The sequence below is a fragment of the Flavobacterium luteum genome, assembly GCF_008806775.1.
GTDB classification, from domain to species: Bacteria; Bacteroidota; Bacteroidia; order Flavobacteriales; family Flavobacteriaceae; genus Flavobacterium; species Flavobacterium luteum.
On record NZ_WAEM01000014.1, the window covers coordinates 18,091 to 32,269 of the forward strand.

Here is a 14,179-nt window from a genome sequence, read left to right on the forward strand (position 1 = left end):
TCACAGATTAAAAAAAATTGAACTATTGACTTTAAGCTTGCTCTACAATGAATTCGTTAAAATTTATTTATATTTGGAAAAATAAAAACTGACAATTGTTAGACCAATCTATACAAAATGAGGTGATCGGTTTGATTTTGTCACACCTTCATACAAGTTGGGCGATATTTTGGTCGGAAAAAAAAAACAGCAACTAGAAAAAAATATGAAAAAATCACTTTTGAGTATTACATTTTTATTAATTGCAACACTAAATTATTCGCAAAATTCAAAAATTAAATTTGGAATACAAGCGGGTTTAAATTACTCAAATTTTAGAGGATATGAAATTCCTGTTCAAATAAAACCTTTATATTCTGAAAGTCCTGCATTTGCTTTTTTGGGTGGACTAAATTTTGAATATCAAATTAAAGAAAAATTAAGTTTAAAGTTAGAACTTAATTATGAAAGAAAAAGCCAAAAAGGAGATAATAAATTTTTTATACCGGGTATTGTTGATTATACTAAAGGTTATAATTTTACCTCGAATAAGAATTATGATTATTTGGTTTTACCAATAATGTTAAAATATAGTTTTAGCAACAAAAATAGTTTCTACATAAATGGAGGTCCATTCATAGGTTATCTATTAAAATCAACTTTTACAAATGATTTAAAACTAAAAGATGGATTAAATAATGACTCATTTGAAACTACAAATCTTAATAATAAAACAGATTTTGGATTGTCAATTGGATTAGGGAAAACAATTGAAATAAATGAAAAAAATACATTTTTTATAGAAATTAGAGAGAATCTAGGTTTAACCAATACAAGTAAAAATACAGTTTGGGGTAATGGAGAGGCAAAAACTAATTCATTGAATTTAATAATTGGATATTCATTAAACTAAAAAACATCACCCAAAAACGATTATAAGAAATTGGCGGTTCAGTGGTTAAATGAAGCTTTGTGCTTCGTATCAAGTTTAGTTCTGACAGACATTTTTCGTCTCCGAAATCGCCAACTTCATGTAGCAGCAAACCGTTACAAAATATATAACCCAAAACGATGTAAATCAAAATTTTAGAAATGAATTCAAAAAGACAAATTTTAAAATTATCCTTGCTTATTAGTATGTTTAGTCTATTTACAGCTTGCAGTTCTGATGATTCAAAAACTCAAAACAACATAAATTACGAAACGAAAATTCTTGGAACTTGGAATTTAATTTCACATATATCATCAAATTCAATTACTGAAACTAGAACAACAATAGTTGAGATCGGTAGTGATTATAATTACACCATTGAATTTACAAATAATCCCAAATTCATAAACACAAACGGAAATTACAATGTGAATATTAAAGAGACTAATAATCAGAATCAAACCATCAATTTTAATGAAGTTATTAATTCAAATGCAAATCAGCAAGAGGGATTTCATATTGGGGAATGGAGTATTAATAATGGTAAATTAATAACAAGAGTTTATGATATTGAACCAAATGAACCCGGCTCATATGAATTGACTACTGAAATAGTTGAGTTAACTGACAATAGACTTGTTCTAAAAACAAATAATTCTGCTTCAAGTTCTAATAATTACACTGTAACTGGAAATACTACATTAATTTATGAAAGATAAAAACGTTTTGTAACACCAAATAAAACTGATTTGATCAATATTTTTGGGCTTAAAAGTCGTGCTAGTGAAATACTATATAAAAAAAGAAAATTACCGCTTGAAATGATTCGTCAATTGCATGAAAGATTAAATATTCCAATTGATGTACTCATACAAGTTTATTAGTAAGATGCAAAATTGCTAACAACCAACAATTGCATTTGCAAAATTCTCAATTTTAGGAAAATTTAACATTGTAGTGTCGTATAAGCATAAAAAAACCTGACAGCATCAGGTTTTTTTTATATCTACAACAAAAAAGGGATTACTTGACTAGCAAAAATTCTGAACGTCTGTTTAGAGCATATTCTGCATCGGTACATTTATTTTTACAGTCTACTTTAGGTTGTGATTCTCCAAAACCATTTCCTGTAATTCGGTTTGCGCTGATTCCTTTTGAAATGACATATTGCACTGTAGATTTGGCTCTTCTCTCAGAAAGATCTAAGTTGTATTTGTCGCTTCCCCTAGAATCGGTATGCGATTTGGCATAAATAACCAACTTGTCATTTTGAGACATCACATAAACTAATTTGTCTAATTCGGCAGCACCTTGTTTGGTAATATTGCTTTTATCATATTCAAAATAAATAGGATTCAAGATAATTTCGGTATCGGTAATTATTACATCAATTGGATCTATCGATGCATCAATAATTACTTTTCCAGACTTAATATTGGCTACTGGAAAAGATTTGGTTACAAACCCATCTTTATACACTTCAATGGCATATGCTTTTTGACATTCTACATCATAGACTACTTCGCCTTTATCATTAGATATTTTAGTTTCTATCACATTATTTTTATCATCTAAAATAACTACTCTTGCGTTTGCTAAAAGCACACCAGTTTTTGAGTTCTTTACAACGGTAACGATTTGTGCTTCACATACCGGAACTGAAGCATATATATTGTCATCGCCCGAACGATTACTTGATAAATAGCCACTGTTTTTTTCTTTATTAAATGTAAAAGCAAAGTCGTCTTTCTCGGTATTTACTGGTTTTCCTACATTGATAGGCAATGTGTTTTTATTCAAATCAGCAGAAAAAATATCCAATCCCCCAAAACCCGTTAGTCCGTTTGAAGCAAAATACAAGATATTGTCATTTGTAATAAAAGGGAAGCCCTCGTCACCAGGAGTATTTATTTTATCTCCTAAATTTTCTGGCTTTCCGTAGCTTCCATTATTGTTTATTTTTACTTTCCAAATATCATATCCGCCAATAGACCCGGGCATATTTGATGAAAAATAGAGCATATTATCATCAGAATTCATACTGGGATTGCTCGTAGAATAACTTTTACTGTTGAAAGGTAGCGGTGAAATATCTGACCATTCTCCATTTGCTTTTACCGCTTTGAACAAACCAACTTGTCCGTATTTTAATTTTTTAGATTTGTCTTTTTCGAATAATTTTTCATTAAAACTTTCACTAGAGAAATAAATCGTGTTCCCATCTTTACTCATCGTTAATGGTCCCTCATGAAATTTTGAATTTAATGCTGCAATTGGAGTTGGTTTTGAATAGGTTCCATCAGCATTATAAGTCGCTTGGTACAAATCAAGAAATGGTTCGTCATTCCAACCGTAATTTTTTTCGCTTTCGTTTCTAGCACTTGCAAAATAAACGACATCGTTATAAAGTACTGCGCCAAAATCTGATTTGTCAGAATTGATGTCCAATACAGTTACATCGAAAAGTTTTTCTTTGTCTATTAACTTAGGAAGATAATCAGGATTTTTACTAAATTCTATGGCTCGTTGATCTTTTGGAGATTTCGTAGCAAATATTTTCATTTGAACATTGGCAAGTTCATACTTACTATTCGATTTCAACATTTGAGCATATCGATAATAAGTTTCAGCATCTTGATTAGACTTTATTGCTTGGGCATACCACTTTTCAGCTTCTTTAGTGTTATACATGTTATAGTAACAATCTCCGAGTTGTTTATTTACATAACCATCGGCTCTTTCCTTTTCGACCAAAGTTAAATATTCTTGAACAGCCTGAACATATTCGAATCTATCAAACAATTGATCGGCTACTTTAGTGTCTCTATTTTGGGCTAGTAAAGATGTACTAACAAGAATAAAAAACAATATTAATTTAATTTTTTTCATTAACTATTATATTTATTATTAGAAAAATCTAGGGGAACGTGATACTTTTTTAGATACATAAATATCATACAATAACATAAATTCATGTGAGGATGGTGTACCTAGATTTAAATTAGACACTACGTGATCATAGGCATAACCAATTCTTAATTCAGGTGTTATTGCAAAATTGACCATGGCTCCAAAACTATCTTCTAATCTATATGTAGCCCCAATTTCGAATTTTTCATTAAATAAAAAATTGGCAGAAGCATCTAAAGAAGGTCTGACATTGAAAGCCGATTTTAACATGGTTGAAGGCTTGAACTTTAATTTCTCATTCAAATTAAAAACATATCCAGTTGTTATAAAATAATGAGAAACGTCTGAACCATATCCTCGACCATCATAATCTAAATGTGCTGTTTTTATCATATTAGGTACAGAAAAAGCAAAATAAAATTGTTCGGAATAATAAAAAGCTCCAGCACCAAGATTAAGTGAAACATCATTAATGTCTTGTCCAAAAACACCTTCCGATGGATCAGGAAGCGATGACTGTATGTCTCGAAGTCCTACATTATGAAAAGCCGCACCTACTTTTAATCCGAGTGCCAACTTGTGTGTTTCGTTGAATTTTATAGTATATGAAAAATCTCCGAATACATTTTGTTCTTGTATTGGTCCTATTTTATCTGAAATTACAGACAATCCCAAACCTACATTTTTACCAACAGGTGAGTGTGCTGCAAAAGTTAATGTCTCCGGAGCACCATCAATATTAATCCACTGTTTTCTATATAAAAGTCCTAAAGAAATATTCTCTTTTGAGCCCGCATAAGCTGGATTGATTACATTCATATTATACATGTACTGCGTATAATGTGGGTCTTGTTGGGCATATACATCAAAAAAGGCTGTGAAAAATATAAGGAAAAAGAAAAATATTTTGTTCATATCTGTGTGTGTTATTTAGTGGAAAAGAAATAAAAACTTAAAAATTTACTTGTCATTATCTCTAATTAAATAAATCCATCCTGTTATAGGTTCCTCACCAGTATTAAATTCTATCACATAATAGTAAGTGGCACTTGGAAGAATATCTCCATTATCTGTTTGTCCTTCCCACTGATTGGTGTAATTCATTTTACTATACAGCTTAAGACCATATCTATTGAATATTTCTAGCTTTTTTACTTTCCTAAAGCTTAAATCAAAATTGTCATTAGACCCATTTCCATCTGGCGATATTCCTTTTTGAATATCACAAAAAACAGAGGTTACCGTTATTTTATTTGTTGTTTCACACCCTGTTGATGAAGATGAAATCGTTAAATTATATTCTAAAGGGAAGTCCTCTTTTTCTAAAGTTGATGCGAGTATATCTGATACATTTAACACATTTGAATCAGAACCAATTGGAGAGCTATTACTGTCTTTCCATTCAAAAAATACGTCATTAGGAAAATTAGTATTATTTATAGGATTCGCTGTTAATTCGTATTTTTTATTTTCACAATCTCCAGTAATTGCAAACTGAATAGATTCTGGAATTGAATTTATAGTTACTTGATCGGCACCAGAAGCTATACAAGAGGTATTGTTAATAAATCGAACACTAATTGCATACTTTCCTGGTACAAGATTCTCAAATTCTGGATTATTTTGAAAACCATTTCCAATACTATATTCTAGTCCATTTTGTGAGGCAACCACTATTGTTCCTGTCGGAATTGAACATGTAGGCTGAATGACACTAGTAATTGTAGGAATTGCTGGCGCTGTTGGAAGAGCGTTTATTGTTGAATCAGTTACAGAACTAGAGATACAAGTTGTATCTCCAAAATTTCTTACATATAAAGTATAAGTATTAGGGGCTAAACCCGAAAAAATAGGATTTGACTGAAAACTTGTTCCATTAATGCTATACTCTACTCCGCTTTGCGTTGCAATAGTAATTGAGCCTGATTGTATAGCACAAGTTGGTTGCACAACACTTGTTGCCGATGGTTCTATTGGTACATTTGGAATTGAATTAATTGTTATAGCATTTGCAGATGAAGTAACACAGGTTTTATCGATAGTATTCCTAACATATAGCGTGTAACTTTTTGGAGCTAATCCTGAAAATTGAGGGGTGGATTTGTAATTTATTCCATCAATACTATATTCCACATCATTTTGTGTTGCAAATGTTATTGTCCCTGATTGCAATGCACAAGTGGGTTGCACTACACTTACTGCAGTTGGAACAACTGGTGAAGCTGGAATTGCATTTATACGTGATGGTGTTGACAATACCGAAGTACATCCGTTTCCATTTGTTACTTTAAAAGTATAATTGGTTGAAGCCGATAAATTTATAATTTCATAATTCACTCCTGAACCAGATACCGGAATTCCTACAGAAGGAGTTAATATCCAAGATCCATTATTTGGCAAACTACTAAATAATATACTTCCTGTATTAACAGCACATGTTGGCTGAATTACACTAACTACTACTGGTGGCAAGGGCTTATCAATAATTACAGTAACTTTGAATCTGTTTGTGCTTTCGCAGAATAATCCTGATGTAGCGCTTTGGGTAGCATAATAATCTTCACCATCAATTAAAGCTAAAGTAGGCGATAATGCTGTTGTGCTATTAAATGTTTCGTACCATTTAATTGTAGTCCCTGTTGCTACTAAATTAGCAACTGTAGCATTTTCTGATTCACAAAAAGTCTGGGTTACTGATCCTGTAGGGGCTGCTTGTGAAACTATTGTTAATGATACTGGAGTTCGTCCAGAACTGATACAACCGTCAACTGTTTTTCTAGCTTCTGCAAAATAAGTATAAACTCCTGGTATAGTATTCAATGGTGTGTAAGTTAAACTATTACTTACTAAAGGACTACCGCCGCTTATCGCACTGTACCAATTTACAACTTCTCCAGTATTAACCGCTGCTGATAATGATGGATTTGCTTGACCTTCACAAACTGATTTAGGTCCTCCTGATATTGGATTATTTACTGGTGAACAACTACAGTTTGGAGCCACTACATTGATTACTTCTACACAACCATTTCCTTTGTTTGCACTAATATCAATTGCTGTACCCGCTGGAATGCCTGTTATACTATTCCCTACAATACTCCCGACTTCTGGACTTCTAGTTATGGTACTGCCAGTAGCAACATTAAAATTAACTGTATACGTCAATAAATCTAATGAACAAGATTTATTGGTTATATTTAAAAATGGTGAATCTTTTATCTCTAAAGTAACAGCTGTTCGTGAGGTGCTAAAACAACTACCTATTTTGTTCTGAGCATAATATTGGACACTTCCAACTGTATTTAATACTGGACTTGCAACTAAATTCCCATTTGTTAAAGCATCAAACCAATCTATGGTTCCTGATACTACAGTAGCAGTAGCTGTTAATGTTTGTAACGGACTTGTAGCACAAACAGATTGATTGCCTCCACTTGTTGGTATTTGAGGATTAACTATAGTAACTACTAACGGATATCTTGTTACACTCTCGCAAGAGCCAACTGTTTGAGTAGCATAATAAGTTGTCCCTGAAATTAAAACAATTGATGATGTTAATGCGGTACCTCCTGTAGGATTTGCATACCATTTTATGTTTGTTCCCGTAGCATTTAAATTAGCAATTGTTCCTGAATTACAAACTATTTGTGTTCCTAATCCTGATGGAGCAGCTGGTTTATTAATGGTAACAGTTACTTTGAATCTATTGACACTCTCACATGATAAACCTGTTGCAGTAGTTTGGGTTGCAAAATAATCTCCGTCTGCTAATGCTAATGTACTTATCAATGCCGTTGTACTTATAGCTGATGAATACCATTTTATATTGGTTCCTGTGGCTAACAAACTTGCTATTATAGCATTTTGTGATTCACAAAACGATTGTGTTGAAGAACCTATTGGAGCAGCTGGTTTACTTATACTTACTGTTACTTTTAACCTATTGACACTCTCACACAAAAGTCCTGAAGTAGTTGTTTGAGTTGCAAAATAATCTTCACCATCTACTAACAATGCCGAAGAAGATAACGCTATGGTACTTGTTAGGGTTGAATACCATTTTATTGATGTTCCTGTTGCTAGCAAATCTGCAATTGTAGCATTTTCTGATTCACAAAACGATTGTATTGATGAGCCCGTTGGGGACAATGGTTTAATTATATTTACTGTAACTCTTAACCTATTGACACTTTCACAGAGAAATCCTGAAGCAGCTGTTTGTGAAGCAAAATAATCTTCTCCATCTACTAATGAAGCAGAAGATAATAATACCGTACTGCTTGAAATTGTTGGATACCATTTTATAGAAGTTCCAGTTGCCACTAAATCTGCTACTGTAGCATTTTGCGATTCACAAAAAGTCTGTGTTAAAGCACCTGTCGGAGCTACTTGTGCCGTTATAGTTAATGAAACTGCTGTTCTGCCAGAACTCAAACACCCATCTACAATTTTTCTAGCTTGAGCATAATAGGTATAAACACCTGGTATAGTATTCAATGGTGTAAAGGAAGCGTTATTGGTTACTAAGGTACTACCACTACTACTAGCGCTATACCAGTCTATTGTTTCTCCAACAGTTACTGTGGCTGTTAAAGCAGGATTGGATTGTCCTTGGCAAACCGATTTATCGCCTCCACTTACTGGGTTATTTACAGGTGAACAACTACAATTTGGTGCCACTACATTAACTACTTCTACACAACCATTTCCTTTGTCAGCCGTAATATCAATAGCTATACCTGCTGGAATACCTATTATACTATTCCCAACAATACTTCCTACTAATGGACTTCTTGTTATGGTACTGCCACTTGCTACGGTAAAATCAACACTATATATTAATAAATCTAACGAACATGATTTGGTAGTTACACTTAAAAAAGGAGAATCTTTAATTTCAAGTGAAACAGCTGTTCTATTTATGCTATTACAAACACCTATAGTATTTTGTGCATAATAAATACGCGTTCCAACTGTATTTAATGTTGGGCTAGCAACCAAACTTCCACTTGTTATAGCATCATACCAAACAATAGTGCCTGAAGTTACAGTTGCATTAGCTGTTAAAGTTTGTAATGGACTTGTTGAACAAACAGACTGATTACCACCACTTATTGGATTTTGAGGATTTATAATTGTAACTGCCAACGGATAACGAGTTGCGCTTTCACAAGAACCAATCGTTTGAGAGGCATAATAAGTTGTACCTGAAATTAATACGACTGATGATGCTAATGCGGTACCTCCCGTCGCATTAACATACCATTTTATATTTGTTCCTGTAGCTGTCAAATTAGCAATTGTTCCTGAATTACAAACCGTTTGCGTTCCTGACCCTGAAGGAGCCGCTGGCTTGTCTATTACAACTGCAACTTCTAAACGATTGATACTTTTACATGAAGTTATTGCATCAGTTTGTTCAGCATAATAGTTACCAGTAACTAAATTTGTATTAATAGGTAATGCTGAGCCTCCGATTGGATTAAGAAACCATTCAACATTATTTCCAATAGCAACTAAATCACTAACTCTTCTATTATTTATTTCACAAAAACTCTGATTTGCTGAACCTGTTGGTGGATTTGTTATGTTAAAAACAATACTAATATCTGCAAATGATTGTGAACATTGTCCACTTGTTATTGTCCAAGTGAATATATATGTTCCTTTAACACTAACTGTTGCTGTTGTGTTTCCAATAGTATTGTCAGCAAAACTTACAGTTCCTGGTCCAGATTTTAATGTCCATAAACCTGTACCTACTGTTGGGGTATTTCCGCCTAAAGGATTGCTTGTCAAAAGACATCTCGTTTGGTTAGCCCCAACAGTTGCAACAGTTGGGTTAGCAACAAAATTCATAACTAAACTGTCTTCAGAATAACATGGCGTGAAAGCGGCTTCTGCAACTACGACGGGATTTGGATCTCTCAAATTATAATTAATAGCTCCATTGCCATAATCTGAAGTACTAGTTCTTTCGGGACTTAAAAAGGAATTCGTCACATTATAATTACTTACATCATTGTCTTGCATGGTTAATGCAAAAAATTTGACGTCACCAGTAGTATAACCAATAAGTGCTTTTGAAACTTCAACTTCAAAACCAAGATTATAATCACTAGTGCCTGTATTATTTTTATTAATTCCCATAACTGAAGTTGGAACTCCAGTGGCGGCAGTTCCCAAATAAGTTTTTAGAGAGTTCGGATTTCTTAATTCTATAACGTCAGCATAATAATTTGTCTCCCCTGCATCAGTTGCTATTGCCACGCAATAATCAGCAGCAAAATAAGAATCAAAAGTGCTTGGATTGTTATTAAAAAAATTGAACGCTCTAACTGGTGGAAGTGAACCGTTTTCATCTCCATAGTTTGAAATGTTATACCCACCTGGTTTAGTATCTAAAAAGACCATGATACGTCTAAAATTGAGAACTTTACCCGACATACCTATTACTATTTTATCCTCTGCAGGACTAATTTTCAAAGAATTAATATATCCAGTTGTTGCATTTCCAGATAAAGCAGCCGAAAGAATATTATCTTCTAATGCACCTGTACCCCATGCAGTTTCAGTAATAGATCCATCTAAGTTAACTGCATATCGTGAACGAACACTAACGGTCTGTCCATTAGTTAATGAATTGGTGGTATACGTTCTAACCGAAGACATGGTTTGCGTGACTACTCCATTAACTGAAAATTCAAATAAATCAGCACCACCAGTTGCTGTAAAAGTTACAGAAGTTCCCAAGCATAAAGGAGAAACCAAATTATTTGCTGGAGCAGCTGTTAATGTTACAGGTGGAGGAGCCGAATAAACCGATCCTACAACTGGAACTCTAATACTGGTATCTGCACCCAACTTACTTTGTACATAAAAAGTTGTGGTAATTAAAAGATTTGGATTGTAGTTGTTTCCTATAAAAATTGGAACTGCGGCTGTTTGGCTAGTGTACCATTCAATCGTTTCACCAGATGCTCCAGTTGCTGAAAGCGCAACTATTCCTGGCCCGCAGGAACTTCCCGCAACCACGCTTGGAGGAGATAAAACAGCTAGATTTTTTTTAGATTTTGACGGACTTTTCTTTTTTATAGGCTCAAGGATTAAGCTGTTTTTGTTTACACTACTTATTTTAAATGGTATGTTGTCAATAACATCATAATTTTTTGCAGCTAAATTAATTCCTAATATTAAATGTAAAAGTAAAAATAAAAGTAATTTATTTTTCATAAGTAAATGTTATTTTTGTTTTAGAAAAGTTGTCAACCAAATTTTTATTGGATAAATCTGATATGTTTAATAAATTTTAGAAATGATAAAATTTAATATAAAAATCTACTACAACGATGTCGAAAATAGATTAAAAAAATTTAACCTATTTAAATAAATGTAATGCTACCAATAAATGTGAATTATTTAAAAAAAGGGTTGCTTATTCAAGCAACCCTTTTTTTGTAAACATTACTCTTTAGATAATTTAAGAGTCGTTTCTATACCCGAGATTGTTTTCAATTTAACAAAATACATCCCTTTAACTAAACTACTAATATCATAACTTGCATCAGATTGGAAAGTGCCATTAAACTGTTTTACCACTTTACCTGTAATATCAAATATACTAAGATTAGAAATTGCTTTATTAATTTTAAATGCTCCATGAGTTGGATTAGGATAAAGCTTTAACTGAGAATTATTAAATTCGGAATCATTTACTCCTAAAGTAGTACAATCTTCAACTGTAACAAATCCACTAGTCCAACCTAACATATTGTAACAAGTGCTTTTAGTCACAGGCTTAATATCTGCATTTTGAGTTTGGGGCGAACCAGTTCCTCTTGTAAAAATAATGTCTGTGCTAGCAATGTTATTAAACGTATACGAGTAATACCCATTAGCATCTGGCCCAGTCATAGTCTTTCCATTCCATGTTGAATTAGCTAAATTAGCAGAAGGAATAGCATTAAAATGGTGTACCTTAATTGGAGCTGACCAACTTGTAGGAGGCTTAACTTTTACTGTTATATCTCCAATTGTTAAAAAAGTATAGGTTTGAGAAGGTATCCCAGAAAATAATCCTTCAGCATCCCTAGCTATAGCTTTTACAGTAGTTGTAGTTGAAACACTTATCGGACTAGTGTAAACTGCTGATGAAGTTGTAGGAGTAGATCCATCCGTAGTATAATAAATAGTGGTACCTACTTTATCATCTGTCGCAGTTATTGTAACTAATTGAGATGCTCCTGAAACATAAGAAGCACTTAATGGAGTTATAGTAGCTGTTGGCGAAAAATTAAAATTTATGGCTGCTTTAGACCAAACAGCATAATCAGTACCAAATGTATTTAAAACCCAACCAGCTCCTGGATCCCAACTTCCTGGTCCAATTTTTACAGCTACTTTATCAATACCATTATTACTAATAATTGCAGAATAAAAATTGCCCGCATTAGAAACTACAACACTACTGTAAGCATTAATTCCTGTTGCTCTTCTAATGGCCATTAATTTATTTATTGCGATTTCGTTTGCAGTATAAACTACTGTTACATTTTCTTTCTTGTATGTACCGCCATAGTAATGAGGAAAAAACACACAAGGAACTCCAGGATGAGTCATAATATAGGCATATCCTTTCATGATGTTATCAGAAGTAATGATGCTACCTTTTACAAATGTATCATGGTTGTCAACAAAAGTAACAGTTTTATCAGCATACCCAAATATACCTGCTAATCCAGGATACCCTCCAGCTAAACGTCCATAATTACCATTATTAACGGCATCAATCAAATCATAATACAAATCAAAATCAAATGCTGCTGACTTACCTCTAGTACCATCAACCCAATTTTTTAAAGTATTTCTATTTCCATCCCAATACTCTCCAACTGACGAATAAGGAGTAGAAGCCTCGATATAATCCCCAAAATAACTAGCTGAAAATCCTTTGGCAACATCCCATCTCCAACTGTCAAATCCCAAACCTTTTAATCGAGTTAAAAACTCTTTAACTCCACTTTGCACTTGGCTATTTGTATGATCTAAATCTCTTCCTCCATCAAAACCATCTCCAGTATCTGCTGTCCCACAAGGTTTAATACCTGATGTATTTAAAGGCCCGGAAGCTTCGTCATTACTGACCACCGATTTGCAATCCCAAGTTGGATTTGTAAAGTCCATCCAATTTGTAGTACCTCCCCTATGATTTACAACTATATCTGCCATAGGATGTATCCTTGGAGAACTTGTATTCAGAGTTGTTAACATTGCTCTCAATTGCGCTTCTGAACCGTAAGAAGTTTGGCTAAAATTAAATAATTCTGTTGGGATATATCCCACGCCTCCAGTTGATTTACTAGGGGGTGGCAACCATAGAACATTAAATCCCGCTACTGCATAGCCACTAGCACGATTATTAATAAAGTTGTATAAACCTCCTTCGTCAGAAACAATTTTTTGCTGATGAACGTCCCAACCAAAAGTTTGAAACATAATATCGTTAACATTTGCTGACGTTTGTTGTGCTTTTACAGTAGATAATAATGTTGCGAAGAATAAAACAACTAATAGTAAGAAGTTTTTAGAAAATAATTTCATATTGATAATTTTTGAGGTTTAGTACTTATTTATTAGAAATATAAAGCTTAATTTTTTAAGTTAAGTCTGATATTTTTAATTCAAATGCTAAAATTATATAAATAATAATAACGTATTACAAAGTTAACTATAATCTTAATCACGAAAACGTAGTAGTGTTGATAAAATTATACTATTTATTACCTATTCCTAGTTTATTTATAAAATTATAATATAATAAGTGTCATTTTTATTTTTTTTAAAATAGATATCTTAAAAGTAATCCAAAATAATCTTAAAGTCTATTAGTTTAATTTGCATATTTAAAGCCTACAAGATTGTAAAGAAAAATTTCAACGCTGATGAAAATATTACTAAAAAAATAATGAATCTTGGGTGTAATTGCTGTAACCAAAAAGTTAGAATGCCACTTTAAATATTTACCTCAAACAAATTCCTTTGTGATAACTTTTCCAAAAAATATTTTTCCATCACAATGTTGCAATACTTTATCAAATACCAATTATTTTATCACAAGATTGTGATAATCTCTATAAAATTTAAAAATATTATCACAATGCAACTTTATGCGCTTTCAAGAGAATCGTGTTTCCTTGTTAAAACCAAAGAAAGATTGATCCCATTTAATACCAAAATAAAAGTATTTAGGTCTCAATTTAGAGGTGTTAGGAACGTTGAGTTTTTCCTTTTTAGACTAACTAATATTTATGCTTAATTTTTGTTGCTCCACAGGTTTTGGGATTGATCCGGATTGATGTG

General features: G+C 32.7%; 6 protein-coding genes. 2 read left to right on the forward strand and 4 right to left on the reverse strand.

Translation table 11 applies throughout. The annotated features are described in order from the left end of the window. Positions 1-205: 205 nt before the first annotated feature. Both F6464_RS14180 and F6464_RS14185 read left to right on the forward strand, forming a co-directional pair. Complete coding sequence (locus tag F6464_RS14180; RefSeq protein WP_151108608.1) at positions 206-892, forward strand: porin family protein; 687 nt, start codon at positions 206-208, stop codon at positions 890-892. 179 nt (positions 893-1,071) lie between these two features. Next, entirely contained in the window at positions 1,072-1,629 is a 558-nt protein-coding gene (locus F6464_RS14185; protein ID WP_151108609.1) for a hypothetical protein, read from the forward strand. Positions 1,630-1,933: 304 nt separating this feature from the next. On the opposite strand, the gene F6464_RS14195 is transcribed toward F6464_RS14185, so the two are convergent. From F6464_RS14195 to F6464_RS14210, 4 genes are all read right to left on the reverse strand, one after another. After that, positions 1,934-3,799, reverse strand: coding sequence for an OmpA family protein (locus F6464_RS14195; RefSeq protein WP_151108610.1), 1,866 nt, complete (start codon positions 3,797-3,799; stop codon positions 1,934-1,936). Between the two features lie 18 nt (positions 3,800-3,817). After that, positions 3,818-4,735, reverse strand: a complete 918-nt coding sequence (locus F6464_RS14200; RefSeq protein WP_151108611.1) for a PorP/SprF family type IX secretion system membrane protein — start codon at positions 4,733-4,735, stop codon at positions 3,818-3,820. 45 nt (positions 4,736-4,780) lie between these two features. Continuing rightward, positions 4,781-11,053, reverse strand: a complete 6,273-nt coding sequence (locus F6464_RS14205; RefSeq protein WP_151108612.1) for a gliding motility-associated C-terminal domain-containing protein — start codon at positions 11,051-11,053, stop codon at positions 4,781-4,783. 231 nt (positions 11,054-11,284) lie between these two features. After that, entirely contained in the window at positions 11,285-13,420 is a 2,136-nt protein-coding gene (locus F6464_RS14210) for a chitobiase/beta-hexosaminidase C-terminal domain-containing protein (RefSeq protein ID WP_151108613.1), read from the reverse strand. Positions 13,421-14,179: the final 759 nt, after the last annotated feature.

What these genes read in the sequence shown, in the direction of transcription:
- F6464_RS14205 (WP_151108612.1), bottom strand. Translation starts at nt 11,053, where the DNA reads ATGAAAAATAAATTACTTTTATTTTTACTTTTACATTTAATATTAGGA.
- F6464_RS14180 (WP_151108608.1), top strand. Translation starts at nt 206, where the DNA reads ATGAAAAAATCACTTTTGAGTATTACATTTTTATTAATTGCAACACTA.
- F6464_RS14195 (WP_151108610.1), bottom strand. Translation starts at nt 3,799, where the DNA reads ATGAAAAAAATTAAATTAATATTGTTTTTTATTCTTGTTAGTACATCT.
- F6464_RS14210 (WP_151108613.1), bottom strand. Translation starts at nt 13,420, where the DNA reads ATGAAATTATTTTCTAAAAACTTCTTACTATTAGTTGTTTTATTCTTC.
- F6464_RS14185 (WP_151108609.1), top strand. Translation starts at nt 1,072, where the DNA reads ATGAATTCAAAAAGACAAATTTTAAAATTATCCTTGCTTATTAGTATG.
- F6464_RS14200 (WP_151108611.1), bottom strand. Translation starts at nt 4,735, where the DNA reads ATGAACAAAATATTTTTCTTTTTCCTTATATTTTTCACAGCCTTTTTT.